The sequence below is a fragment of the Desulfosarcina ovata subsp. ovata genome (genome assembly GCF_009689005.1).
Taxonomy (GTDB): domain Bacteria; phylum Desulfobacterota; class Desulfobacteria; order Desulfobacterales; family Desulfosarcinaceae; genus Desulfosarcina; species Desulfosarcina ovata.
Genome location: NZ_AP021879.1, coordinates 2,717,981 through 2,744,753, shown reverse-complemented (window position 1 = coordinate 2,744,753; position 26,773 = coordinate 2,717,981). Strand labels below are relative to the sequence as shown.

Annotated in this window: 24 protein-coding genes and 1 pseudogene; 14 read left to right on the top strand and 11 right to left on the bottom strand. The window is 53.7% G+C overall.

The features are described from left to right. Positions 1-81 precede the first annotated feature (81 nt). The 3 genes from GN112_RS12275 to GN112_RS12265 all read left to right on the top strand — a co-directional run bounded on the left by GN112_RS12275 (position 82) and on the right by GN112_RS12265 (position 2,784). On the top strand, positions 82-1,041 hold the full coding sequence (locus GN112_RS12275; RefSeq protein WP_155310490.1) for an MBL fold metallo-hydrolase: 960 nt from the start codon (positions 82-84) through the stop codon (positions 1,039-1,041). A 587-nt stretch (positions 1,042-1,628) separates the two neighbouring features. Then, the gene (locus GN112_RS12270) at positions 1,629-2,462 is read left to right on the top strand and encodes a DsbA family protein (RefSeq protein WP_155310489.1); all 834 of its coding nucleotides are present in this window, start codon (positions 1,629-1,631) and stop codon (positions 2,460-2,462) included. Between the two features lie 43 nt (positions 2,463-2,505). Then, positions 2,506-2,784 (top strand): hypothetical protein, encoded by a 279-nt coding sequence (locus GN112_RS12265; protein WP_155310488.1) that lies wholly within the window; start codon positions 2,506-2,508, stop codon positions 2,782-2,784. Between the two features lie 3 nt (positions 2,785-2,787). On the opposite strand, the gene GN112_RS12260 is transcribed toward GN112_RS12265, so the two are convergent. From GN112_RS12260 to GN112_RS12235, 6 genes are all read right to left on the bottom strand, one after another. Next, positions 2,788-5,913: a hypothetical protein gene (locus GN112_RS12260; RefSeq protein WP_176603540.1), complete on the bottom strand. Its 3,126-nt coding sequence runs from the start codon at positions 5,911-5,913 to the stop codon at positions 2,788-2,790. Positions 5,914-6,057: 144 nt separating this feature from the next. Then, positions 6,058-6,633: a DUF4136 domain-containing protein gene (locus tag GN112_RS12255; protein WP_155310487.1), complete on the bottom strand. Its 576-nt coding sequence runs from the start codon at positions 6,631-6,633 to the stop codon at positions 6,058-6,060. Between the two features lie 159 nt (positions 6,634-6,792). Next, on the bottom strand, positions 6,793-7,503 hold the full coding sequence (locus GN112_RS12250) for a lysophospholipid acyltransferase family protein (protein ID WP_155310486.1): 711 nt from the start codon (positions 7,501-7,503) through the stop codon (positions 6,793-6,795). A 352-nt stretch (positions 7,504-7,855) separates the two neighbouring features. Beyond that, positions 7,856-8,698, bottom strand: coding sequence for an HDOD domain-containing protein (locus GN112_RS12245; protein WP_155310485.1), 843 nt, complete (start codon positions 8,696-8,698; stop codon positions 7,856-7,858). 6 nt (positions 8,699-8,704) lie between these two features. Next, positions 8,705-10,588, bottom strand: coding sequence for a GspE/PulE family protein (locus tag GN112_RS12240; RefSeq protein ID WP_231717001.1), 1,884 nt, complete (start codon positions 10,586-10,588; stop codon positions 8,705-8,707). 209 nt (positions 10,589-10,797) lie between these two features. Beyond that, positions 10,798-11,325, bottom strand: a complete 528-nt coding sequence (locus GN112_RS12235) for a DbpA RNA binding domain-containing protein (RefSeq protein WP_155310484.1) — start codon at positions 11,323-11,325, stop codon at positions 10,798-10,800. A gap of 136 nt (positions 11,326-11,461) precedes the next feature. Between GN112_RS12235 and GN112_RS12230 the strand changes: the two genes are divergently transcribed. Further along, entirely contained in the window at positions 11,462-13,090 is a 1,629-nt protein-coding gene (locus GN112_RS12230) for a gamma-glutamyltransferase family protein (protein WP_155310483.1), read from the top strand. 49 nt (positions 13,091-13,139) lie between these two features. Here GN112_RS12230 and GN112_RS12225 read toward each other — a convergent pair whose 3' ends face one another. The 4 genes and pseudogenes from GN112_RS12225 to GN112_RS12210 form a co-directional block, all read right to left on the bottom strand. Continuing rightward, entirely contained in the window at positions 13,140-14,525 is a 1,386-nt protein-coding gene (locus GN112_RS12225) for a sodium:solute symporter family protein (RefSeq protein ID WP_155310482.1), read from the bottom strand. A gap of 494 nt (positions 14,526-15,019) precedes the next feature. Then, positions 15,020-16,420 (bottom strand): annotated as a pseudogene (locus GN112_RS12220) (IS1634 family transposase); the annotation flags it as partial. A 55-nt stretch (positions 16,421-16,475) separates the two neighbouring features. Beyond that, entirely contained in the window at positions 16,476-17,690 is a 1,215-nt protein-coding gene (locus tag GN112_RS34310) for a hypothetical protein (RefSeq protein ID WP_231716959.1), read from the bottom strand. 59 nt (positions 17,691-17,749) lie between these two features. Then, entirely contained in the window at positions 17,750-17,974 is a 225-nt protein-coding gene (locus GN112_RS12210; RefSeq protein WP_155308746.1) for a hypothetical protein, read from the bottom strand. A gap of 106 nt (positions 17,975-18,080) precedes the next feature. On the opposite strand from GN112_RS12210, the gene GN112_RS12205 reads away from it, so the two are divergent. The 10 genes from GN112_RS12205 (at position 18,081) to GN112_RS12160 (ending at position 26,263) form a co-directional block, all read left to right on the top strand. Further along, positions 18,081-18,785, top strand: a complete 705-nt coding sequence (locus tag GN112_RS12205) for a class I adenylate-forming enzyme family protein (protein WP_231717000.1) — start codon at positions 18,081-18,083, stop codon at positions 18,783-18,785. Between the two features lie 61 nt (positions 18,786-18,846). After that, positions 18,847-20,055 carry a CaiB/BaiF CoA transferase family protein gene (locus GN112_RS12200; protein WP_155310479.1) on the top strand — a complete coding sequence of 403 codons (1,209 nt, stop codon included), beginning with the start codon at positions 18,847-18,849 and terminating at the stop codon, positions 20,053-20,055. 109 nt (positions 20,056-20,164) lie between these two features. Beyond that, positions 20,165-21,034 (top strand): enoyl-CoA hydratase-related protein, encoded by an 870-nt coding sequence (locus GN112_RS12195; RefSeq protein ID WP_155310478.1) that lies wholly within the window; start codon positions 20,165-20,167, stop codon positions 21,032-21,034. 15 nt (positions 21,035-21,049) lie between these two features. Beyond that, on the top strand, positions 21,050-21,838 hold the full coding sequence (locus GN112_RS12190) for an SDR family NAD(P)-dependent oxidoreductase (RefSeq protein WP_197743318.1): 789 nt from the start codon (positions 21,050-21,052) through the stop codon (positions 21,836-21,838). A 33-nt stretch (positions 21,839-21,871) separates the two neighbouring features. Then, positions 21,872-22,627 carry an enoyl-CoA hydratase/isomerase family protein gene (locus GN112_RS12185; RefSeq protein WP_155310477.1) on the top strand — a complete coding sequence of 252 codons (756 nt, stop codon included), beginning with the start codon at positions 21,872-21,874 and terminating at the stop codon, positions 22,625-22,627. Between the two features lie 117 nt (positions 22,628-22,744). Then, positions 22,745-23,173: a hypothetical protein gene (locus tag GN112_RS12180; protein ID WP_155310476.1), complete on the top strand. Its 429-nt coding sequence runs from the start codon at positions 22,745-22,747 to the stop codon at positions 23,171-23,173. Between the two features lie 250 nt (positions 23,174-23,423). Further along, a complete protein-coding gene (locus tag GN112_RS12175) occupies positions 23,424-24,173 on the top strand; it encodes an SDR family oxidoreductase (RefSeq protein ID WP_155310475.1) in 750 nt (249 codons plus the stop codon). 42 nt (positions 24,174-24,215) lie between these two features. Next, positions 24,216-24,977, top strand: coding sequence for an SDR family oxidoreductase (locus tag GN112_RS12170; protein WP_155310474.1), 762 nt, complete (start codon positions 24,216-24,218; stop codon positions 24,975-24,977). A 237-nt stretch (positions 24,978-25,214) separates the two neighbouring features. Then, on the top strand, positions 25,215-25,349 hold the full coding sequence (locus GN112_RS35245) for a cytochrome c3 family protein (protein ID WP_155310473.1): 135 nt from the start codon (positions 25,215-25,217) through the stop codon (positions 25,347-25,349). A 110-nt stretch (positions 25,350-25,459) separates the two neighbouring features. Next, positions 25,460-26,263, top strand: a complete 804-nt coding sequence (locus tag GN112_RS12160; protein WP_155310472.1) for a DUF3786 domain-containing protein — start codon at positions 25,460-25,462, stop codon at positions 26,261-26,263. Positions 26,264-26,270: 7 nt separating this feature from the next. On the opposite strand, the gene GN112_RS12155 is transcribed toward GN112_RS12160, so the two are convergent. Continuing rightward, positions 26,271-26,561 carry a hypothetical protein gene (locus GN112_RS12155; RefSeq protein ID WP_155310471.1) on the bottom strand — a complete coding sequence of 97 codons (291 nt, stop codon included), beginning with the start codon at positions 26,559-26,561 and terminating at the stop codon, positions 26,271-26,273. Positions 26,562-26,773: the final 212 nt, after the last annotated feature.

Sequence of the window (26,773 nt, the reverse complement as noted above, 5' to 3'; positions counted from 1 at the left end):
TTCAATTGACACCCATACCGATCCATGTTATGAATTTTGCTCATTTACTCACAAACAATTCAGATAAAAAAGGAGACTGCCATGGGGGAGACACTGGACATCAAGGCCGTGGACCGAGTTGAGATCCTGACCTTGCAGGATAACACCATCGACGTGCTCCAGCAGGACAACAGCCAGGTGATCCAGCGCGCCATGCCGGTGGTGGATGGAGAGATGAAAAACAGCATCCTGGCCGAGCACGGCTTTGCCTCCATGGTTACCGTCAGCCGTGGAGACACGTCCCGCAGCATGCTTTTCGATTTCGGCTACTCGGCCCACGGCGCGGCCTTTAATGTCGATGCCCTGGGGGTGGACCTGGGCCGGGTGGAGGCGGCGGCACTCTCCCACGGGCACCTGGATCATATCGGCGGGATGGAGGCCCTGGTTGAGAAGACCGGCAAACGGGATCTCCCGCTGGTTGTCCATCCAGCGGCGTTCCGGGGGCCACGTTTTATGAAGACGCCCACCGGGGTCCGCATCAACCTGCCCGGATTAAGCCGTGAAAAGGCCGCCGCCGCCGGTTTGGCGGTGATTGACAGCGAAACGCCAACGCCCATGCTGGACCACATGGCGGTATTCCTTGGCCGGATTCCCCGGTCCACGGAGTTTGAACAGGGAGCGCCCAACCTGTTCTGTGAAATCGACGGCAAGGCGCAGCAGGATCCATTTGACGATGATTCGGCCATGATTTTCAACGTGCGCGGCAAGGGCCTGGTGGTGCTTTCCGGCTGTGCCCATTCGGGGATCGTCAATACGGTGATCCATGCCCGCCAGGTGACCGGTATCGATACGGTGATGGCCATCATGGGCGGCTTTCACCTGGCCAATGCGGACGTGGATCGAGTGGTTCAGCCGACCATCGATGCCCTCAATGCGTTCAACCCGACCTACGTCGTTCCCACGCATTGCACGGGCCGGCGGGCCGTGCAGCGGATCGAGGCAGCCATGCCGGAGCGGTTCATCCTCAACATGGCCGGTACCCGGTTGGCTTTCAGCGCCTGACGTTCAGTCTCGGCAGGGCAACCCCCTTGAATGTCAAATGCGAAATGACAAATGTCAATTGGTGGTATTCTGCCCTTTTATAATCGGCCGGATCCTTCAATTGATATTTGGATGTTGGCATTTGGCGTTCGTCGGTTGTCTCGGCAGGGTAACCGCATGTAACTCAGGTTTATCGAAATCGAAATCGGAATCGACGATGTATATTGGAATCGCTGGTTGATAAAAGGGCGATAAAGGGTTCCCGGTTTTCCAGTTTCCCATGGCGCCGATAACCATTGACCGCAAGTCGCCAAACATCCCGCCTGCATGTCTCCGTCCCATTTCTTTTCGATTTCGATAGCGATCCCGATTTCGATTTGGATCATAGTAACGATCCTTACGCGATCGCCCTGTAAGGCCCATCATATACCAAGGTTACATGCGATTGCCCTGGCAGTCCCGGTCACGCCCCTTGCACACGACCGACGTTTTGTTGTATTGTCCTTCTCATTCCTGTCTGACCGATTCCATCCAGAGACCATGGCCGGGCAGCGGTTCCGGTATTTTTCTCACGGGCGGTTTTACCATTTTTTAGTAAAAGGAATTTTATGTATCGACATCTGAAGTGGACCATCATGGTGGCGGTTTTTCTCATGGCGCCCACTGTTTTTGCAGCCGTGGAAGTCGAAACCCTTTTCCGTGCTGACGTTGGTGCTCCCATTCTTGACGTGGCCACCAGCCCGGAAAATGGACTGGCCTTTCTACTCACCCCCAAAGCGGTGCTGATATACGCCATTGACGACCAGAAAACCGTTGACCGCATCGCCATTGACGCCGATTTCGATCGCATCGCCATCCTGGACAACGAGCGGCTGGTGCTGACCCGCTCCAAATCCGCTGCGCTGACGGTGATCCGTTTCAACCGGATTTACGACATCGACCTGACCGACCGCATCGTCAAGGGGCCAGCCGATGCCCGGGTTACCGTGGTGGTTTTCGACGATTACCAGTGCCCCTACTGCGCCCGCCTGGAGAAGTTTGTCGAGGAGCAGATCCTGCTCCAGTTTTCCGAAGATGTCCGTTATGCCATCAAACATTTTCCCCTTGGCAGCCACCGGTTTGCCCGGCAGGGGGCCATGGCCGCCCTGGCGGCCGGCAAGCAGGGGAAGTTCTGGGAGTTTCACAGCAGGCTGCTGGAAAACCACAATCAGGTCAGCGAAGCCAAGATCATGGAGATCGCCGGCGAGCTGGAACTGGACATGGAACAGTTCGGGAAAGACCGCCAGTCGGAGGCGATCCGCAAGGTGATCAACGAGGACGTGGCCAACGGAGAGGCCATCGGGGTGACCGGCACACCGTCGGTTTTTCTCAATGGCAAACGGATTTCCAACCGCGACCTGGGCCGTCTGCCCGAATTGATCATTCGCGAGTTGGACCGCTGATCCGTTTGGCTGCCAAAGGTACCTTACGGGAAAAGAGGCTTTAATGAAAACATCCCCCTTTTTATTGGTCGTGACGGCAGGCGCCATCATGGGTATGGCGGCCTGTACCCACAAGCCCTATCATCCCACCAAACCCGATCGTATGTGGGCGTCCGATCACGCCGACTGCGAGATGTCGGTGCGTGCCGAGATCCGGGACGAGCCACCGACCACCTACGACGCTTACGATGAGATGAAACTGATCAAGGCGTGCATGAAGGCCAAGGGATGGCGCTGGGAGCGGGCCAGTTGGTTCAAACCCAGGAAAGCGTCGGATGAGTAATTCTTACTTGTCTGTGGGGTCAGATGCGCCGGTGGTGTCGCCCCCGGGCCCGCTCTCGGCCGCACTTTGAGCCAACAGCCGCCGCATGGCCTTGAGATATCCCGGTGCGCACTGCAGATAGAATGAAAGTCCTTTGGAAAAATTCATTCCCACCACGCCGTCGATAAACATCTGGCTGATTTCCCGCTCGCGTTTGAGAATTGCCTGACAGCCCGCCAGAATTCGCTTTTCTTCATCGGAAAGAGTTTTGAACAGGTATTTGAATGCCGTCCGCGCCCGGGGTTGGTACATCCAAAAGTAAAGCAGGTCCAGAGCGCCGATGACGATCAGTTTTTCCAGCCCCTTGGTGTCGGTGTTGGCGTCGATGCGGTTCTGCTCGATGGCGTCCAGGGTTTCCCACACATTGAGTTCCGGCAGCTGCGTCTCCAGCTGACCATAGGTGGCAAACAGCTGGGACAGGGTGTCCGCATAATCCTGAAAACGGATTTCGATGTTGCTGAAGCGGTCCACCGTGCCTTCGATGATGCCGGCCACCGTGTCCGATGCAGCCTTCGAGATGACCGCGGCCCACTTTTGTAGGTGGCTTTCGATGCCCACCACACCGAGCACCCCCATGACCGCACCGATGAGCATATTGAAGAGGATGGCGATCGGAATCGAGAGCACACTGCGAAAAAAATTGGCGTAAACCGCTCCCCGGGGAAAGCCGCGGAAGAGGTTGTGGCTGGAGAGATAGATGCCGTTGGCCACGGCCATGACCGTATACAGCAGTATGGGGTTGGTGGCCGTGGTCACCCCCATGAGCCGGTCCAGCAGGACGGTTTTGACCAGAAAGTCCAGAAGCGGCACGGAAAATCCGGTAAACAGCAGCGAGTCGGAGATGCGTACCCAGCTGACGTACTCATTCCAGTGCAATAGGGGGGAACGCCCGATGCCACCACCGCCCAGTACCGACTGGACGATGTTGCGGACGCCGGTAATGCCGAACCAGATAAAGGCCCCCAGATAGGCCAGAACCCACCAGTCGTTGGTCAGGTAAAAAGAGAGAAAGGCCGGAATGAACCCCAGGAGAATTTTAAGGCCGTTGCTGACCTTGCTGTTCAAATAGGCGGGGAAACACCTGCCTTTGGATTTTTCGCTTTGCTCAGGGAGAAGACGCAGGCCGTTGTCCGACCGGTTGGCGATGCCGCCCAGGGTGACCACGTTGCCCTTAGGAACCATGCGGGTCATATGGGGTTGGACCAGCCAGTCCAGCTGACGGGTCTTGCCCAGCAGTTTGAGCATCGGCAGCCGCTGCTGCAGCCGCTGGTAAATACCCTGGGATCCCTTGGGACTTTCGTAGGGGACATAGGTGATGCGTTTGTAAACCGGGATCTGAAACGGAATCAATCGTCGCCTGGAACGTTCATCCGAAGCGCGGGAAAGGGGGGCGATAATCGGGTCCGTTCCCGTCACCGCCTGTCCTTTTTTGCGGCAGAGCCGGCGGGCCGTTGACGGCAGGCTCTCCAGGATCGCCAGCCCCATGCCATACATGCGTGCCGAGTGGCCGGTGGAGTCGCTGCCGAGACGCGGTTCGAGATGCATGGGCGCATACATGGCCGAGAAGGCGGAGATATCGTGAAGGATCATCCCCAGTTTTTCTATCCGGTCCGTTTTTCCCTCGGCCGGTGGCGCGGTGGCCAGTCGCTTGACCATGTGCCGGATCACCCGCTTCAGGTTGATGGCGTTGCCTTGGTTGATGGCCAGCTGAAGTTCGCTGATTTCCTCGATATGGCCGGCTTTGCCGCTGGTGTAGTCCTTGAGATTGAAAATTTCGAGACGGGTGATCAGCCCGTCACAGTCGTAGAGGATCTCGACCACGTCTTCGGGCAACAGATCGGTCAGGTTCAGGGTCACCCGGTATCCGGTGTGCAGATCCGTGACCCGCTCCAGGAGCTGGCGCGGAGAGAGGCACAGCAGCGCCGGTGTATCCGGGTCATTGCGCACTTGGTTGGGGTCGGGGATCTCGGGGTTGGCCGAGGCCCGCAAAAACCGCCGTACAATGATTTCCGAATCGAGGTCGTTCATCCGGTCGACCTGCGTGGCAATGGCTTGACGGCGGCGCTCATCGCCCTGGGTATAGGCTTCGCGCAGATCCGCCACCCGCCGTTGCATCAACGGCATGAGCCGGAGATGAATGTACTTGGCCAGGTGCAGAATGGAGGGCTGGCCGGGCCGCACGAAATTCAGGAATGCGCCGGCATCCAACGGCGGCAGGTCGATCCCGAGGTCGGCATTGATCGAGCGCCGGTGCGTCCGGTTGAAGGCCTCCAGAATGTCAAGCACATACCGCTGGCGGTAGCGGGTGACCTCCCGGCCCTGGTCCATGAGTCTGCGCACCGCTTCTTCGGCCAGGAAGCAGAGGAACGACTGGGCGTCATGGAATCCTCGCGGAACCCAGATCAGCTGGATGTACTTGTCCCGGAAACGGGCCGAGAACTCGATTCCGATCCGCATCTGTACGCCCATGATCTGGGCGGCTTCGAGCAACTCGGCGGCCGACGGCGGGTCGATGAAGTTGTAGTAGATGACCCGCAGCCTGCGGATGCCCTTGATCCAGGCATCCATGATCAGGTGCGAGGCCGACTTGCGACCCTTGGTGTTGATGTCGTGCACGTGATCGTCGAAGCCAAGCTGATTCCAGGTTTCGGGCATTTCCAAAAGGTGGTAGCGGCGCAACATGGCCCGGACAATGCGGGGCATTCCGCTGGCCACGCGCCTGAAATCATGGGCCAGGCGAAGCTGTTCGGTTTCGTCCCCATGGGCGCGGACCAGGTCCTTCATGATCGAGAGCAGCACCCGGGCGGCATTTTTGGGCATGCTGCCGGCCGACGCGTGCAGCACTTCGTCGCGCAGGCTGCGCAGGGCGCTGAGGCGGTCCTCGATGTCGCCGGCATCCAGGGATTTGAGCAGGTGGATGACGGCGTAGGCGATGCGCAGCCCCCGCGTTTCGGCCAGTTCCTTGATGCCGTGGGGGTGAAACCAGGGAAACAGGCCCTTTTTGCCAATGGTGTCCGGTGTGGACTGGCTCAGCACACCATTGACGATGTTCAGCAGGTCGCGGTCGCGTTTGTCGAAGAGAATGCTCAATGGATCTCCGTGGGAAATTGACCGATCCGGAAAAACCGGTCCCAGGCCAGGCACAACATATTGGGTAGGGAAACGGGAGGCCGCGCCGACGAAAAAATGATCCGGGCTGGGGCCGTTTCCTTATAATGCCCGATAAACGGTTGGCTATTTCGTTTCAGGCGGAAACTGGGCCAATATGTTTTCCACCAGGCGGTCGATGTCCGCCGTGGCCGTGGCCGGATCGTCATAGGCCTTGTAGCGGTGGGTGCCGGTACCCCGCCAGAGCATCCTGTCGGATCCATCGGCGATCACGTCGATCACCAAGGACGCCTCATCGTATGTGTCCACCGCGCTGCCCGTGCCCGTGCCGATGGCGATACCGCCACGGCGGCCGAAACTGCCGACACCGACACCGAATCCGACGCCGCCGCTGCTGCCACTGGTGTTGATTCGCTGGCGCAGCACGTATTGATAACGCACCCGAAACGTCGGTTTGCTCAGGGTTACCAAGCGGTAGCCCTTTCCGCTGAGCGTCCGTTCCACGGACCGGCGGATACGGGTATCCTGAAGTGGATTGTCGATGCGCGGATCACCGGTTTTTTCCTGGGTGGGAGTGGCCCAGGCGAACGTTGAAAGCGAAACGAAGTCTGTCGCCGGGTCATAGTCCTGGCTGACCTGGACGCCTGCGCATCCCAGGGTGGTCAGTACGGCTACGGCGATGGCGAACCATCCTCTTTTCATCTTTTCTCCCTCCGATGGCTGAACTCTTTTACAAGCGTGATGGCGTGTCGCCCCCTTTAATTAGCATATTTGCCGGATAAGTGGAAACAAGCGAATAGATAAAAAGTGACAAACCGGGACCGACACCATGGGGCGGATGGAAACGGTCGACCAGGGGGGCTATTGCGAGGACGAGCCGAAACAGGACGAAATGGATCGGGGCTTCCGCCAGATCCGGTCCGTATCGGCGTACATGGCCTGCATCCGGTGTTGCACATCCATCCGCAAGGTTTCGAAGGCGTCGGCATCAAGTCGCCGGGGCACTTCGATCGGCTTCCCGAACCGGATGATCACCTTTGAAAAGGGCTTGGGCACCATAAAGCGGTCCCAGCTGTTAAAGGTCCAGCACCGCTGGGCGGATGTAATCACCGGAACGATGGGCGCACCGGCGAACTGGGCGATGGTGACGAGGCCGGGTTTGACCACGCCGAAGGGACCCTGGGGACCGTCCACAATGTGGCCGATGCGGTAGCCCTGACCGGTCAGCCGGCGGATTTCCTTGAGGGCGCGCGTACCGCCTCGTGATGACGATCCGCGCACGGAGCGCCAGCCGAGGATATCCACGACCCGGGCGATCATCTCCCCGTCTCGGCTCTGGCTGATCATGATGGCGATGGGTTTGCGGGTGGCAAAAAAGGTGATACCGGGAAAGAAACGCTGGTGCCAGGAAGCGTAAACCACACTGCCGTAACGATCGAGCGCGGCCTGTTCGTGATGCTGATCCACCAACCGGCGGCGGTAGGTTTTCGAAATCAGCTTTACCAGCAGCAGTCCGCCCCGCGGAAAGACCTGCCGGTAGGCCACATCTTTGAGGGTGTCTTTGATTTTCATGGAATAAGGAAGCCCCGCACTGGTTGTTGGTACGCCTCAAACCCGGTGCCCCGCTATACCGCATTCCGTGCGGGACCGTCAACCAAACCGGTATTTTACCTCAGGGCAATCGCAAGTAAAATTAAAAACCGGCCGTTCCTGAACACGCACCATTCCCGAAAGTGGGAAAAGGCCAAATGCCAAAGCCCAAATGTCAAATGAAGGATGAAATCGATTTTAAAATAGATAGAATACCACCATTTGGCATTTTTCATTTGGTCTTTGACATTCATGGTCGCTTTAATTTTGGGAAGAAAAGCAACCCGGAAATCTACATGCGATTGCCCTGCATTTTACCTGAACGCCCGCCCGTTTACCAGAACACCTTCGAATCTTCCAGTTTGATCTCCAGCTCGGCGAGGGTGACTTCGCTCAGGCCGAAGTAATCGGCTTCGGGGGTGGCGGCAAGGACGCACGCATCTGGGGGGTGAAGGCCGATGCCCAGGCAATTGGTGGTTTTATCGGCCAGGCGGACCATCATCATCAGGCCGTTTCCCTTCTCCGGTCCGGATTTGTGATGGTCCCGGGCAATCCGGCAATAGGCGTCGGGCAGGTTCCAGTGGCGCAGCAGGGCGTACCCGTAGAGCGCATGGAAATTGTCCATCACCTCGCTGAGCAACCGTTCCGCCGGCATCTGTTTGAGCATGCCGTTGCGTTTTACCGCGTCGGTAACGGTGAGGATGAGCAGTTTGCCCATGTCGTGCAACAGACCGGCCGTAAAGGCTTCCTGGGCCTTGGCTTTGAGACCGCAGCGGTTGGCGATCCATTGGGCGCTGATGGCCGTGCCGACGGAGTGGCGCCAGAGATTCTGCATTAACGCGTTGATGAACGGTTCCTTGGCCTTGAACTGTTTTTTTTGGGATACCAGGATGGCAATATTGGCGATTTCCTGGTTGCCCAGGCGGACGATGGCGGTGCGGACGGTGGCCACTTTCTGCAGGCCCTTGTAAAAGGCCGAATTGCTGATGCGCAGAATCTGGCTGGTCAGAGACGGATCACAGGTGATCATCCGTTCGATGACACCGGTATCCGGTTCCGCTTTGGCGGCCTCACGCTGAATTTTCATGCCGGTGGCGCTGAAAACGGGCAGCACGGCCTTGCTGCTGCCCAGATAGGCCTTGATGATTTCAAGAAAAGAGGGTTCCTGTGGTTGCATGGGCGATTACTTTCCGAGCAGCCGCTCCAATTCACCGAGCGGGCGGGGTTTCTGGAAGCGGGGCAGGCAGCGCATGATTTCCTCGATGGTGGTGATTCCCCGGGCCGCCTTGTAGAGTCCATCTTCAAACAGGGTGACCAGCCCCGTGGTTTCCGTACAGATGTGCCGGATCTGGTGACTGGTTTTGCGCTGAATCAGCCCGTCGCGCACCGCTTCGTTGAGGACCAGCACCTCGAAGGCGGCCACGCGTTTGCGATACCCGGTGTAGCGACAGTGGTTGCAGCCGCGTCCCTTGCGGAAGGTGGCTCCCTTCAGCTGGGACATCTCGCAGCCGATGCGCAAGAGATCCATGGGAGAGAGCTCATACGGCTGAGCGCAATGGGGGCACACGCGCCGCAACAGACGCTGGGCGACCACGCAGACCACCGTGGACGAGATCAGAAAGGCGTCGATGTCCATGTTGAGCAGGCGCAACAGACCACCGATGCTGTCCTCGGTATGGAAGGTGGTGAGCACTTTGTGGCCGGTCAGGGCCGCCTGCACGGCCACCTCGGCCGAGAAGGAATCCCGGATTTCGCCGATGACGATGATGTCCGGGTCCTGGCGGACGATATGGCGCAGGGAGTCTTCGTAGGTGAGGTTGATTTTCGGGTCGATGGAGCATTGGCCGATACCGTCGATGACATACTCCACGGGGTCTTCGGCGGTGATGATGCTGGTTTCCATGGTGTTGAGGTGGTTGATGCAGCTGTATACCGTGGTCGTCTTGCCCGATCCGGTGGGGCCGGTGATCAGGATTACCCCGCTGGGCCGGTCCAGGGCATCTTCGCGAAATCGGTGCATCACCCGTTTGGACATGCCGATCTGGCCGATGTCGAGCAGTTCGGTCTGGCGGTTCAGCAGCCGGAAAACGATTTTTTCACCTTTGACCGTGGCGTAGAAGGAGACCCGGATATCCATCTGGTGGCCCTGGTGGTCGAACAGAATCCGGCCGCCCTGATGGCGTCTTCGTTCGGCGATGTCGGCCTTGCAGAGGACCTTGATGCGGCTGCTAAGGGCTGCGGCGATGCTCATGGGATAGTCCCGGTGATGGACCAGCACCCCGTCCAGGCGAAAGCGGACGCGCAGCCGGTCCGAAAGGGGGTCGATGTGGATGTCACTCACATCGGCCGCCTCAATGGCCTCGACGATGATGGCGTTGACGATGTCCACCACCGATTCGCCGGTTTCCGCCAGGATGTATTCGGTAACCACCTGCTGGGGGTTCAGCTGCTCGATGGCGGCGCGGATGGAGGGTTTGGTGGCGATGGCCGGCGTGACCGGAAGACGCAGGGCCTGTGCGGCGGCGTCCAGATCCCGTTTGTCCAATGGATCGGCAAAGGCCACGAGGATGTGGTCATCCTCGTGGCGTACCGGAATGAAAAAGTGCCTTTCATATAACTTAACGGAGCCGCGCTTGAACAGTTCCGGATCGATCTTGAGAGAATCGGGTTCAATGAAGGGGAACCCCAGTTGCAGGGAAAGCACCCGGATCAGGGCGCGTTCCTCAATGAGATTGTGCGCCACCAGGACTTCGCCCAACTTGCGGATATGTCCCTCCTCCTTTTGCAGTTGGAGGGCCATTTCCAGATCCCGCGGAGCGATAATGCCCAGTTCCACAAGGAAGTCGCCGATCCGTAAGCTGGGGGTGTGCTTCTGGAGCGCCTGGCGAACCTGCTCATCGGTGATGTAATCCAGTTCCCGGATGACCTCGAGCAGGGATTTCTGTGTTTTTATTTTGGATTGGACCCGCAAGCCATACCGAACCTGTTCTTCGGTCAGCATACCGATCTCAATCAACAGATCAACGATTTTGCCGTAACCGGTTTGCGATGGGCTGCCAGTGCTCACATGCCCGCCTTTCTGGTCGTTTTTGCTTTGTTGCCATACCCTTTTAAATGGACCGATGGGGTGTCAAAACCTATTATCGGTCAAGCGCTTGGGTCCTAAAGCGCTTTGGTGGGCGGCCCATATTTTTTTATTCTGGTGCGGGGAGCGAGCGTGAATGTGCCGGAAAATTGTGCAGTTGCTGCGTTCGATGATGGTTTTGCCGTTACGGATCAGATTGCCTGACCGGTCTTTCGGGCCTCCTGTTTTTTCCCGCCCGCATCCTTTACTTGAACCTGCCGGCCGTCGAGGCGGGCGTTTTTCAGGCGTTGTGGGATGTTGTTGGCGGCGCCACGGGCCACTTCAAAAAAAGAGAATTCGCGCTTGAGTTCGATGCGACCGATCTGGTTCGAGCGGATGCCGGCGTGATCGCATACCAGACGCACGATGGCACCGGCATTGATTTTGTCCAGGCGGCCCACATTGATGAAAAAGCGACGGGCTTCCGCCACCCGCGGCCGATGGGCTGCCGGTTTGCCCGCCGATGGTTTTGCGATCGGCGGTCGTTTCCTGGCCGATGGTTTGGATTCGGCGTCGATGCTGTCCGTCTGGCGGTAATCTTCCAGCAGCCGGCCGACGCCGGCAGCCATGACCCGCAGGATCAGCTCGTCGCGGTCAAGTCCCGCCAGGGCTTCGCGAACGGCCGGCAGGTGATCGCCAAGAGCCTCGAGGTTGACCGGTGGATTGACGATCCGCTCCACGAAATGGTCCAGCTGTTTCTTTTCAGATGTCGATCTTCCCTTTATCCATTATTCGGGATACAATACCCGACAGGTTTCAACGGACATATACTACCGATTCACAACAACACCGAACCATCAGACAGGAAGTATTGCCTTGGATCGATTCCGTTATCATTCGAAGAGAGAGTGGCACGCCGCGGCCCAGCGCTCCGTCGTCATGGGATGTGCCGGGATGGTCGCCACCAGCCAGCCGCTGGCCTGCATTTCCGGGTACCGGGCCATGCTCGGCGGTGGAAACGCGGTGGATGCGGCCGTGGCCATGGCCGCCACCTTGAGTGTGGTGGAACCCTATTCGGTAGGCATTGGCGGTGATTGCTTCGGGCTGTTTTACCGGAAGGATCAGGATCGGCTGTTCGGCATGAACGCCAGCGGCCGGGCGCCCATGCGCGCCGACGTGGATGTGCTGCGCGGGTTGGGACATGCCGGCATGCCGGCCCATGGTATCCTGTCGGTGACCACGCCGGGGGCCCTGGCGGGATGGGCCGATGCGGTGGCCCGATTCGGGCGCCTGAACCTGGCCGACGCCCTGCAGGACGCCATCCGGTATGCGGAAAACGGGTTTCCGGTAAGCGAGGTGATTGCCGGTGAATGGGCCCAGGAGGAGAACATGCTTGCCGGCCACCCTGCTTCCGCCGGAACCTACCTGATTGCCGGCCGCGCGCCGGAACCGGGCCAGGTGTTCACCAATCCCGACCTGGCGGCCACCTACCGGCATATCTGTGATGCAGGGCCGGAGACGTTCTATCGCGGACGGCTGGCATCCCGCATCGCCGCATTCTCGGCAGCCGAAGGCGGTCTGTTGAACGAAGACGACCTGGCCCGGCATCGGACGACCTGGGTGGAACCGCTGACCATGGGTTTCAGGGGCATGACGGTCTGCGAACTGCCGCCCAACGGCCAGGGTGTTTCCGCCCTGGAAATTCTCAATATCCTCTCCGGGTATGCGCTCGACCAATTGCGCCCTGACGGAGCCGAGTACCTGCACCTGCTGGCCGAAGCGATCAAGATCGCCTTTGCCAACCGGGATCATTTTCTCACCGATGCGGACCATTGCCGGCTTCCCCTGGACGAAGTGTGCTCAGCGGCATACGGACGGCGGGCCCGCCGGCTGATCCATCCCCGGCGGGCCATGGCTTTCCCGCCGCCCGGTGCCGCCTTGAACGGATCGGACACGGTTTACATTGCCGCCGCCGACGCAGACGGCAATGTGGCCTCGCTGATCAGCAGCATTTTTATGCCCTTCGGCTCGGGGATGGTGGTGCCGGGCGCCGGCTTTGCCCTGCACAACCGGGGCAGCTCCTTTTCCCTGGATTCCGGGCATCCCAATTGTTTGCTTCCGGGAAAGCGTCCCATGCATACGATCATTCCGGGAATGCTGATGAACGGCGGGCAGGTTCAGATGGCCTTCGGCGTGATGGGGGGCGACATGCAGCCCCAGGGCCACGCCCAGTTGCTTTTAAACCTTCTGGTCCATGGCATGAACCTGCAGGAGTCCATTGACGCGCCTCGTCTGCGGTTGATGCCGGACCGGTCGATCTATCTCGAAGCGGGGATCCCGGCGGCTGCCCGTGACCGCCTGACCAAATGGGGCCACCAACTCGACCGTTCCCCCACACCGGTCAACAAGGTCGGCGGCGGGCAGGCCATCTGGCGGGACCACGCCCAGGGTGTCTGGCTGGGTGCCTCCGACCGGCGCAAGGATGGCTGCGCGCTCGGATGGTAAGATAGTGATCGGTTACGCGACGTTAACCGCCAAGGATGCGTTCCTGAAATCAGGCTGCGGATTGCTTCACGGGAATACCATGCCGGACGGCGATTATCGCCAGCACCAGGGATAGACCCATTCCGACCATGGGCAGGCTTTTTGCCCAGAACCCGGGGATGAGTTGGCCCAGACCATCGACGACGGGGGCGATTTTGGGCAGCAGACCGAAGAGGCCGCCGGTGAGGACGGCCGCAAAGGACCATTTGGGGGCCAGTCGTTTTTTCCGGATCACCATGAGCGCCACGAAAAGCGCCGGAACGATTCCTGCCGTATAGAACTCAAAAGCCTCCAGTAGCAGTCCGATGATGTCCCAGTTCCCCCACAGGGCGGTGAGATAGCCCAGGCTGCCGAGGAGCAGCACCAGGGCCCGGGTCCGGTTCATATCGCTTTCGAACGCGGTGGATTGGCGGCTCAGCAGATCGTGCTCGATGATTGATGCCGTCATCACCAGGCAGGTGTCGGTGGTTGAAATGACCGCCGACAGAACGCCCAGAATCAGTATCAGGCCGCCGGCCCTGGGCAGTTCGTTGAGAAAAATATATCCCAGGACACCGCTTTTCCCCGGATCGACGCCCCTGTTTTGGGCCCACAGGCCGATCAAAACGATGAGAAATGCAAAGACCAGTACACCGAATCCGGCAATCAGGCTGGACCTGCGGGCGGTTTGCGGGGTTTTTGCGGTGAGCAGCCGGCTGAACATCATCGGGCAGATAAAGTAGGAGCCCATCACGATGGTCAGATAGTAGAAAAGATCCCGGGCAGTATAAACATCGTTGGTCAGCTGGAAAGAGATCGCCCGTACATCGACGGGTTTGGCCGTGTAAAGAAAAAGGGCGGTGAAAAGTACTGCCGCGGCTAGGGTGGCGAACTGAAGAAAGTCGGTTTTCAGGATCGAGGCCTGCCCGCCGAGAAACGAATAGACCACGATGATCACGGCGGCAAGAGCGAGGATTCCGCGTGAATCGACGCCGGTCAGGGCGGCGAGAATTTTTCCCGTGGCGATGAACTGGGCCGCGATGATGCCGATCCAGGTCACCACAATGATCAGTGCGACCAGAAACCGGGTTTGCGGCCCCATGGTCTGCTGGGCCAGATCCGGCAGGGTGACGGCCCGTGACGCACGAACCTTTTCGGAAAGCAGCCAGGCCTGAAGGATCAGGCCAATACCCCCCACGGCCAGAAACCAGATCGCGGGAAAGCCCTTGGAAAATGCCTTGTCGGCCAGTCCGATGGTGGAACCGCTGCCGATCATGGATGCCATCAGCGAGACCGTGACAATGGCCAGCTTCTGGCGGCGTCCGGCCAGGACATAATCATTGAAATCCTGGACTTTGCGAAAATCGATGATGCCAACGCCCAAAAGAAAAATGAGATAAATCATCAATACCGTCATAACCGGTCGCTCCGAATGCCTATAGATTTTAAGAGCCTGTTTGAGAAGTCTGGATCAGGCCCGATAACAAGGCGGAACGTGGCTCGAAAGCGGAGCATATAGGTAATATGTGAGCATTTTGAGACACTTTCCAACGCCGTTAGCGGGCCTTAGACGGATTTGTCAAACAGGCTCTAAGAGAATGTTTTCATACCGCCATATCACACCGCATTTCAAATTGCCCTTAAAAATTTGAGTTGCGGCTTCACCATGGTCATTTCGAACGTCGCACCTGTACCTTGCTTATTCCTCTTGGAATTTCCATCGCCATCGTATGCATCCGATCCATGGGTATTTTAAAATGGCCCTTTTGGGAGAAAATCAGGTCACCGTTGAAAGCCTAAAAACTGAATCATAATCATAAAAAAATAAAATATTGACAAGATATATCTTACATTTCGCATGGCGGGCGAATAATTTTTTAATTTTCTTATGTTTTTGTTTTTTAAAATCAATCAGGTAGCTTTAAATTGCCACCAGCCATCTTGAAAATAATTGTAGATCGCCTCGGGTATCTCCAACAACCGGTTGATAAGTTTGTGCATGTCACCGATTCCCTTCACCACTGATTGTATACATACGCCATTCCGGATTATCTGCGAGAAGTGGACATTACGATAGAAATAACGGATGTTATTCCAAGTCGGCTTTTTTGTATTCATCCCTTGGGGTAATATGGGCAGCTTGTCTATCTCCTCGGCTGTCATATTCATCCGTATCTTTCGTTCGATAAGGGACACAATCATCAAGGCTATAAAATATAAAAAGAGCATGGCTTCAATACGGTGCTCCTTTTTTAAAAAAACAGGCGCTACTTCCAGAATCGATTTTTTGGTATACATCCGTTTTTCAAGGAATGGTTGGTTTTTATATTTTCCTAATACCTCACTGGCTTCAAGCTGCGTATTAGTAATCAAGGGAAAAACGCCATCAGTTCGCGATGCTTCGGTAAGAGATTGTTCGTTTAACTGCCACTCAATGCGGTGGGTATATTTCCATTTATTTTTGTAGATGCTTTGTGGAGACGGTCTGCCGGGAGATACTTTCACCTTGATCTGTTTGCGATCGGTTACTATCCGGACCTCTACAAACTCTTTAACATCCTTGACAATCTTATCGATAGCGGCCTTGATTTCCCTTTTGGTTTTCAAATGATACGCATTGAGTTTAGGTGACAGGCTTTCTAACTGTTCAATGGCCTTATCGATCTTTTTCTGTCTTTTGGCTTCGTCCTCTTTTTGTTTGGAACTGCTGTGAACAAAAATGACCCGAAAGCCTTCTTCGGTCAGTTCGGTCTCATAGGTGCGGTAAACGGTAAACTCACCTTTCTTCCGTGAGTTTTCAACGCTAACGGCGTCTTCCCAAGGCACTTCGTTTTTTTTCAGATATTTGATGAACTGGATGTATTCCTTGTGATTCTTCGGAACGATGGTGATAAACAGCCCTCCTTCACCAGCGATGTGCTTTAGATTCTTTTCGGTTTTCAACTTGCAGTCGGCGATGTAAATGAAATCCTCTTTTCCCAACAATGTGCGCAGGCCGTTCCAGTTGGGAATATGGGTCACATCATCGGTCGTATTCCCGTCAAATAGCTGATAACTGAGTGGAACATGTCCGTCCGCCGTGATATTCAGACCAAATACAACTTGTTTGCAATCGGGTCGAAAATCCTTGTTGTGCCCATGCTTAAGCTTGACCGCTTCCGGATCGGGAGTTTTGTATTTGCCGATGAAAGTCACGGATGTGCTATCATTATGTATTTCCTCCGTAAGTAACTGGTGTACCGATATGGCATTGCAAGAAGCCTCGGTCATCAGCGTATGGCGGTCTGCATGAAATAATGCTGATAGTGCCCTGGCAAGACGATCATCGTTAAAAAATTTCGAGCTGTGCGGACGATATCTTAAATGGTCAAGCCGCTAAGCTAAATTTTACTTCCTTATTTCTGAACCAATTGTGATATTCATCGTTAATTTTCAAAGTTGTGATGATAGCCAGATTGAGGGATCCTTTCTTCGCCCAACTCATTCCATTCTTCTTTTGGCGATTTGAAACAACGAGGTCGTTCATCTTTTCACCCACATTACTCGAGTTCCGAAGATTTAGCCGTTTGCGCATATCATAGTTGGGAATGGAGGATATATTCCGGCCCAAATAGTCAATGAGCTTTTGAATATGATTATCATCCTTAATTTCGGATGCCGGGATGTTTTCAAGATATGAGATGGCTTTGTTTGTAAGACCGTGCCATAATAACGGCATAACCGCGCGAAGCGTTTCATTTCTGAGCTTTCTGCCTTTCATCCCCATGCTCAATTCTTCTTTGAACTTCTTGCATAGATGAAACCAATCAAGAACAATTTGCATATTCTTGTGCCACCCAAATTGCTTGACGATGGCATCATTTAGCGCCTTATGGCCGTCGGTAAAAATCTGAAGACGTTTGCCGAATAGAGAATTCGACAAAAGAAATGCGATTAGCAACCACAAGCATGATTTGGTGCCATCAGCGGCCAATACGTATTTTAGGCCTCCATGTTCAATGTGGCATACGGTATCATGTACATATTTTCGCTTATGCTCCGTGACTTGTGGGCTTTCTCGTGTATCCTTTTGCCTTTTGGGGGTTACGTCGTCTATGCTTATGTTGACCGTTTGACTGGGTTCTTCGTAAATGACGGGATTATTCAACAATTCAATCGGATTATAGTCGAAAGATCCTTTAGAAAGGGCCTTTTGAACTTCAGCCATGGGAATTGATATCGGTTCTCCACCCCTGGGAATATCTGGGTTGAAACAACATCCGTCAGCGCTGAAGTTGCCATGATTCAAATCATCGGCCTTTTGCTTTAAATGGTCGATCAATTCCCTACCTTCTTTCTGGGTCTGATCATGCAACGTGCGATGTGGCGTACCGCCTTCTATTTGGTGCCGTATGAAGTTGAGCCATTTTGATGTTTTCCGAAAGGATCCTTCCGTATTACCCATTATCATGGCCCGTTCCTTAAAGCCCGTGGTCAAATAAAACTGATTCGGTCCTAATGGGGCAAATATAGACTGACTACTGTCAAACCGAACGCCATTTTTATCAAATGCGAAGTGGGTTTCAAACGCAAAACGCCCCACGGCGCCATCCACCAGATATGGGCGTTCATTTACCCCAATTTGATTAGCCCCACTGAAAGTCAGGACTTTTTTTTAGACACCTTTTCCATGTGTCGTGCTATGGCGGCTCTTATTGCAGGGTATGCCGTATTTAAAATTGCTATTTCGCAGTCGTCTATATTTTCACCGGCATCAGCGTTTACAGTGTATTGATAACATCCATCTTCCAGTTCAATGGGCTTATCGTCCGTTTCCTCATCACATTCAACCAGGTTCACCATGACTTCGATTTTGTATTTGCTCATTGGTAGCCTCCGTCTCGGGGTTTGAGATAGTGATCTACCAAAACATCGCATTTATCTTTAATGATGTCCAGTCAATTCCGAACCTATTTTCATATCTTAATTTTTGGTGAGCCCTTTGTGCAATATCCATCCTGGGCATGGTCCGCACAGCTCGAGATTTTTCAACAATGTCCGTTTCAGCGAAGGATACGGCTCCACGGAAACCGGTGCGCTGACCACATTGCGCCATAAGGACCAAATGCGTAAGGTGCGCAGTATCGGTCAAGCCAACCCGGGGATCGAGATCAAGCTTGTCGACGACGCGGGCAATATCGTCACCGAACCGAACCAACAGGGGGTGTTGTGGGCCAAGGCCCGCTCGGCGTTTATCGGATATTACAATGCGCCCGAGAAAACTGCCGAGTCCATTGACGGCGAATGGGCCACCGCCGGGGACGTGGCCTATTTTGACGAAGAAGGCTATTACTATTTGGCTGACCGCAAGCACGACATGATCATCAGCGGTGGGGAGAACGTCTATCCGGCCGAGATCGAGGAGGTGATCACCCAGCTTCCCCAGGTGTCCGAGGTGGCCGTCATCGGTATCCCGCACGCCGATTTCGGCGAGGAAGTCAAGGCCCTGGTCATCGTGAAGAGCGGCGATTCCATCACGCCCGAAGAAATTCTGGAGCATTGTGCGGCCAACCTGGCCGGGTATAAACGGCCCCGATCGGTCGAGATCGTGGATGAGTTTCCCCGTACTGCCACGGGTAAAGTGCTTAAACGCATTTTGCGCAAGCCCTATTGGGAGGGGCAGGAAAGAAGTATTTAGTGGCTATCTACATTATAATTGAAACCATCAAAAGTATGATAGCTGAAAAGGAATGTAGCCAATGACTGATACAAACTCTGCGAATAAAGTACTCGAAGATATAACGATTCTTGATTTCAGCCGTTTTGCCGCCGGCCCGTATTGCACCATGCTTCTGGCCGATATGGGCGCCCAGGTTATTCGAGTGGAACAACCGGGCGGAGGGGCCGACCGTGAATTCGGTCTTCTGGCTCCGGATGGCGAGGCCTTTTCGATCAAGATAACGGCTCGGAATAAGAAAGGCATCACGCTTGACATCTTGAGCGATGAAGGACGTCAGCTACTGTCCGAACTCCTTAAGAAGACAGATGTCATCGTGCATAATTTCACTTTGGAAAGTGCCGAAGCCAAGGTGCTGAATTATGAGACCCTCAGCAAGGAGAACCCGGCGCTCATCATGGCTTATATAACCGGCTTTGGCAGCGGCGGGCCTTACGCCTCAAAAAGTGCCTTTGATTTCAGCGCCAAGGCAATGACCGGCGCCATGTGGCTAAACGCAATGCCCGGCGGCGGACCGGTCAAGGAACCCGTGCCTTACGCTGACCTGGGGACCGGCTGCCTGGCTGCTTACGGTATCATGGTGGCGCTTCACCACCGGCTGAAAACAGGCAAGGGGCAATTGGTCGATGCATCTCTCCTTGACACGGCCGCTTCATTTGTCGAGGCCATCGGGGCGGTCGCTTTATACTCGGTGCATGGTGAAGTCCGTCACCAGCTGGGCAATCACGGCTTTGCAACCTATATGAATATTCTCGAGGCAAAAGATGGCTATATCGTCATCATGCCATATGGGAACAGGATTTGGCGACGACTTTGCAGACTTCTGGAACGTGAGGATATGATCACCGACCCCCGGTTTGTCAATGATGGCGAACGGCAAAAAAACTCCGAGATTATTGATGCGATCATGGTTCCGTGGTGCAAGGCCCTTACTGTAGACGAGGTTCTTAACAAGCTGGATAGTGTCCGGGTGCCTGCCGAAAAGGTGGATACCATAGCAGATTTTGTGAATAATCCTCAGGTACGGGACAGGAACCTGATCGAATACCTTGAGTATCCGGGGGTCGGTTCCTTTGCTGCGCCGGCAGTATTGCCCAAACTTTCCTCAACCCCCGGAGACATCGTTCGTTTGGCACCCAAAGTCGGGGAACATAATCAAGAGATATACAATGGATTGTTGCAACTAAGCGAAGCGGATTTATCCCGGTTGGCAACCAAAGGGATTATTTAATCCTTTTATGCATCAAAGCAGCGATTATTGAATAAAATTCAAAAAATACGATCAAGAAACCAAATATTATTAACCCACTTTAGAGTGAATAACAAAGGAGATAAGGGATATGGCGTGGACAGAATGGGAAAAGGTAGAGGGCTTCGATCTTAAGGAAGTGATTTACGAGAAGAAATTCCGTGATACGCATGGCGGTGTGGCCAGGGTAACCATCAACCGACCCGAGAGAATGAACGCGTTTACCCAGGATACGCTTGAGGAATTAGGCTTGGCCATTGATGATGCCGATCACGACCCGCTGATTGGAGTGATACTGCTTACCGGAGCCGGCGACAATTTCGGCACTGGCGGGGATGTGGTTTGGGAAAGCTCGGGGTCGGCATTTCGTAAAGGCTTTTACTATGGGGTGGACCCGGACCACTATGTAAAACTCGCCAGAAAGCCGGTAATTGCGGTCGTGAGGGGGTTTTGCATTGCCGGCAGTCATCACCTGGCATACTTTTGCGATCTCACCCTGGCCGCTGACAATGCAATCTTTGGACAGAATGGCCCCAGGGTGGGCAGCCCGGCGGATGCATACTGCGTTGCCTACGCCTCCCGGGTAATGGGCGAAAAGAAGGCCCGCGAGATGTGGATGCTGTGCAGGCGCTATTCGGCTCAGCAAGCTTACGAAATGGGTCTGGTCAACAAGCTGGTGCCTGAGGATAAATTAGATGAAGAAGTCGATCAGTGGTGCGATGAGATTCTGTCCTTGAGTCCGGACTGCATAGAGGTCGTTAAGGCCAGTTTCGATGCGGAGATCGAGACCCTGCCGGCAGGACGTTTGGGGCTGCAATCACGGTTAATGCTGCCTGATTGGTTTGATGGAGAGGAAATACAGGAAGGGCAGCAGGCGTTCCTGGAAAAAAGGCAGCCTAATTTCTGGAAGGTTAGAGAGGCCAAGGCTGAAGCGAGGAAGAACAAAAAAAATAATTCATAAAAAATACAGGAGGTTATGAAAATGGATCTCGGTCTAACACAGAAGACGGTAATTGTTACTGGGGGCGCTTCGAACATCGGTCGTGCCATCAGCCTTGGCTTTGCCAGAGAAGGGGCGAACGTTATCATCGCAGATATAGATGAGAATCAGGCGAATAAAACGGTCGAGGAGGCAAACAGCTCTGCGGGTCGGGCCGTGTTTTATAAAACAGACCTGACCAATGTTGACATGATCACGGCAACGGTCAAAAAAGCGGCGGAGGAGTTTGGTGGAATAGATGTTCTGGTGAATAACGTCGGTTGGGAGCATACAGCGATGTTCACCGAGAAATCCCTGCCAGAACTGCAAAAGGAGGCCGACCTTACCTTATGGAGCATGGTAAACTGCACCAAAGCGGTTCTTCCTTTGATGATGGAGCGAAAACGCGGTGCGATTGTGAGTATCGGGTCTGATGCGGGACGGGTCGGTCAATTTAAGCAGGTTTTTTATTCCGGGTGTAAAGGCGCTGTTATTGCGATGTCCAAGTCCATTGCTCAGGAAGTCGGCCGTTTGGGAATAAGGATCAATGTGGTCAGTCCGGGAGCCACTTTTCCGGCGAGGAGTGAAGATATCGGTGATAATAGCCTGTGGCAGGTCGAACTCCCCCCGGAAGAGGTTATCAAGAAGATCGCCAAAGCCTATCCGTTGGGTCGGATCGGTAGAGCCGAGGATACCGCCAACGCCGTGCTATTCCTGGCTTCGGATGCTGCCGATTGGATTACCGGGCAGACGCTGAGCGTCAATGGCGGCTGGTCAATGATTTAATAGCATTCAAGATTAGGGGAGTGTAAAAAAGGAATGAACTTCCAGACTTTACTTTGCGAAAAAGATAACGGCATTGTTACCATAAGCTTGAATAGACCAGATCGTATGAACGCGCTTAGCAAACAGCTCCTGCAAGAACTGGGGGCTGCCATGGAAGAGATCGCCGAGGACGAAGAAGCAAATGTGGTGATCATTACATCTCAAGGGAAGGCATTCTGCGCTGGAGCTGATATTGCAGAGACAGACCTTTCAGCACCCAACGCTGCCTTAAAGACGACTAAAGTATTTCGTACTGTATTTAATAGTATCGAGGCTCTTCCCAAGCCGGTGATTGCAGCAGTGAATGGGTTCGCTCTGGGTGGTGGCTGTGAATTGGCCTTGGCCTGCGACCTCAGGATTGCTTCCGATAAGGCTTCTTTCGCTTTTCCTGAGGTAAAGCTGGGGCTCATCCCCGGAGCGGGTGGGACCCAAAGACTTCCGCGCATCATCGGGATGAGTAACGCACTGGAAATGCTTTTAACCGGCAAGCGGATTAATGCTGAAGAAGCTTACCGCTTTGGTCTGGTTAACCGGGTCGTCCCCGCCGACAATCTGTTGGAGGAGGCGAGAAATTTAGCCGGCAAGTTGGCAGCGGTACCCCCCCTTGGTATAGGGATGGCTAAAACGGCTGTTAGAACCGGAATGAATATGGATATCGGCTCGGCCCTCGAACTTGAGCAGCAATGTTTCAGGTACCTGACGACCACCAAAGACTACGGGGAAGAAAGAAATGCCTTCCTTGATAAGTGACGGTAGAAATCTGAATATTGCAAGGGGAGGACCCGTTAATAGATAGACCGGACTCCCCGGGTTGAGGACATTCAATAGAAAATTTTAACGGTGTTGCTTGTTATAGGGAGGTAAGAAATGGATACAATTTTCATTTGCAGAGATGCCTTGGCAAATTCTCTGATTAGTAATTTGGTACTAGCGATGGAGGCAAAGAAAGCTGGAGCGGAGGTGGGAGTCATATTCACTGAGGAAGCGCTGTTGGCGCTGAGTGGGCAGACTTGGGCATGGTCCCCGTTAATGGGCGATCGGGACACTCGGATGGCAATTGCTAAGAGTGCCAAAAAGATGGATATTCCGATGGTGAGCGCCAAAGACGCCCGTCAAATAGATACCAAGGTATTATTGGAATCAGCCAGTGAAAGTGGGGTTCGTCTGATCGCTTGTTCACTCTGGACATCATTGCTGCCGGTTGAGGGGAAGTTGCCTCCATTCGTAGAAAAAGTTGACCTTGACGCCGCTGTTAAGACGTTAGCCGAGAGCAAGACCGTGATTGGAAGTCTTTGACGCGATTCACTGTAAAAAACGTTAAGCAGGCTTATCCAAGGAGGAAAGCCTGCTTTTTGTTAAACATATCTATTCCGGCAGCCTTAGCTTCAATCCCATGATGGTCACATTATCTTGAATGCTATAAAAAGGTTGAACGGCCAATCAGCCATGAGCTCAAGGACGAGTAGCGCAAATCTGAAAGCAGCTTCAGAAGTACTTCAATAAAGAATCTTAACTGTTGACTTACGCAATTCCATGGGAGGGTGCAATGGCAAAAAGCTTTGAGAACAGAGTTGCTGTGGTGACGGGTGGCGGTTCAGGGATTGGCAGGGCTTCTGCGCTAGCGTTTGCTATGGAGGGGGCGAAGGTTGTCGTTGCCGATATAGATGTGAAAGGTGGCGAGGAGACAGTCCGGATGATCAAGAATGCCGGCGGCGAGGCTATCTTTGTCAAAACTGATGTGTCGAAGGCACAAGATGTAGAGGCAATGGTCAATAAGGCGATTGAGGTTTATGGGCGACTGGATTACGCCCACAATAATGCCGGGGTCGAGCCCTCCGGTCATTTGATAGCTGACATGCCCGAAGAAATGTGGGACCGTGTCATTTCTATCAATCTCAAAGGCATGTTCCTGTGTATAAAGTACGAGGTGGCACAGATGCTTAAACAAGGTAAAGGTGCCATCGTAAATACATCATCCATAGACGGGTTAATCGCCATGCCCTGTACTTCGGATTACACTTCCAGCAAACATGGCATCCTGGGGCTGACGAAGGCAGCAGCATTGGATTATGCCGCCCAGGGTATACGGGTTAATGCTATATGTCCAGGTACTATCCAAACGCCGCTGATCATGCGTCTGATTCCTGACCCGCAGGTTGAAGCAGCGAAGATGCCCATGGGAAGACTGGGAACTCCGGAAGAAGTAGCTCAAGCCGCAGTATGGCTGTGCTCAGACGCAGCATCGTTTGTAACCGGAACCCATTTGAGCGTGGATGGCGGCTGGGCTGCCTGGTAAACTATCTATTTAAACCGACCACAAATAATTAAGGAGGGTGCAATGGCAAAAAGTTTTGAGAACAGAGTTGCTGTGGTGACTGGTGGCGGTTCAGGGATTGGCAGGGCTTCTGCGCTAGCGTTTGCTATGGAGGGGGCGAACGTTGTCGCTGCCGATATAGATGTGGAAGGTGGCGAGGAGACCGTCCAGATGATCAAAAATGCCGGAGGCGAGGCTATCTTTGTCAGAACTGATGTAACAAAGGCAGTCGAGGTAGAGGCGATGGTCAACAAAACTATTGAAGTTTACGGTCGACTGGATTGTGCCCACAATAATGCCGGGATCGATGGAACCGGCCTTCCGGCAGATGAACTGTCCGAGGCGGATTGGGACCGCGTCGTTTCCATTAATCTCAAAGGAACCTGGCTGTGTATAAAGTACGAGGCTCCCCAGATGCTCAAGCTAGGTAAAGGCGCCATCGTAAATACATCATCCATATTCGGGTTAATCGGAGGCTTTCCCAATAATGCGGAGTATGTCGCCAGCAAACATGGCATCCTGGGGCTGACGAAGGGAGCAGCATTGGATTATGCCGCCAAAGGCATACGGGTTAATGCCATATGTCCAGGCGCTATCCGTACGCCGATATTAGAACGCCAGATGCCCAACCCGGATGCTCTGAAAATGGTTACCTCGCTGCACCCAATAGGCCGCGTGGGAAATCCGGAAGAAGTAGCTGAAACGGCAGTATGGCTGTGCTCAGACGCAGCATCGTTTGTAACCGGTGCCTGTTTGAGCGTGGACGGCGGTTGGGCCATTACATAGTAACGATTCACTCCCCTCCCCAGAAAAAACAGATTTTGTACGGCTGGGGAGATGCAACAATTTAGGCGATTTCTGTAAAAGAATATACCCGCCTGCTTGTCTTTTCATCCGTCTTCTGCGTTGGGCGTTTCCACACATAGCCCCACTATGCGTAAAAAAGCCCGCCTTGAATACGAATGAAAATCCGGCGCATTCTGGTATATTCTTTTCCGCCAATCGCCTTATTTTTACGAAGAGATGGCCAGGTTGACGCCTTCTCCTGAGACCAATCCACATCTAAACCCCCACGAATCGCACGTTAGGCAATTTCAGTGTCGCGCTTGCCACCACATGCATAAGGAATCAGAGAGTATAGGGATTCCCATTTTTTAGGCTACGTTTCCCCGGACACGAAAATATACCTGTTGAAATGGTACTTGAGAATTGTTACTGAACCTTAATTGATTCAATTCGATCAGATCTAAAAAAAGGACTTTTTTTGAATGCCACATATCAATAACCCTATGGAAATCTACAAATTGTTGAATGGTTCCAACTGTAGAGAATGTAATGAAAAAACCTGCCTGGCATTTGCAGTGGCCGTGTTTAAGGAAAAAAAATCGATAGATGCGTGTCCGTATTTGGATAAAGAGGTGATTGACCGGTATGGGGGGGCAGTTGAGAAACCCAACACCATTGATGAATATAAAGCCGAAGCCATTGAACAACTAAAACAAAAGATATCTTCAATTGATCTTTCCGAAGCGGCGAAACGCCTGGGAACCCGGTTTTCCAACAACAAACTGACCATAAAAATTTTGGGTAAGGATTTCAGTGTTGATCCCAAGGGCAACATATCCTCTGAAATTCATATCAACGCGTATATGGTCGTGCCGGTATTGAACCATCTTTTGAACGGATCGGGAAAATCTCCGGACGGGAATTGGATCACATTCCGGGAGTTGAATGGCGGGCCTTCCCGATATGCTCATTTTCAACAATGTTGTGAAAAACCACTAAAACAGGTTGCTGATACCTATCCGGATCTTTTTAAAGATATGCTGGAAATTTTCGATGGAAAACAAATTGTCAGTCATATCGATTCAGATGTTTCAATTGTTTTGCATCCCTTGCCGCTTTTCCCCATAATGGTTTGCTACTGGAAACCGGAAGATGACCTTGAGTCCGATCTTCACATCTATTTTGATTCTACATCCGACGATCATCTTGACATTGAATCCATCTATACACTTAACGAAGGTCTGGTCTTGATGTTTAAGAAGATCGCCTTGCGGCATGGTTCGTAACAAATGACTATCCGATCACATCCAGCGCCCACCGTACACTGTCAGCCAGATATTTCAGCTCTTCGAGATCGACTTCGGTCAGATCGTTTTCTTCTTTGTCAATCAGATCTAGACAGCTTTTTTCAGAACTGGGAAATTCATCCAAATTCAATTGAAAAGCCGTAATGGTCAGCAGGTTCAGCGTATCTTCAAGTGTTGTGATGGTGCCGCCGGTTTCAATGTCAATGGGGTTTTTCCTTCTCAGGTGGATCAGGGTGGCGTTTATTTTCTGAAAAAGTTCGGCTTGCGAGATGATCATTTTGAATGCCTGCTCCCTAACGGTTTCGAGTTTGCTGTCGTGTCGGTTTGCCGTCGTTTGAATATTCCGTTTGCGGTTGGGTTACCCAAGAAAAGCACATAAGAATCGGTAAGATTGGAATGTTCCATATCGGTTCCGTCGTTAATGGATGGTTTCCCGCCGGTTGTCAACCGATTAAAGGACAATTGTCAGGGCGCCCTGGCAGACTTTAT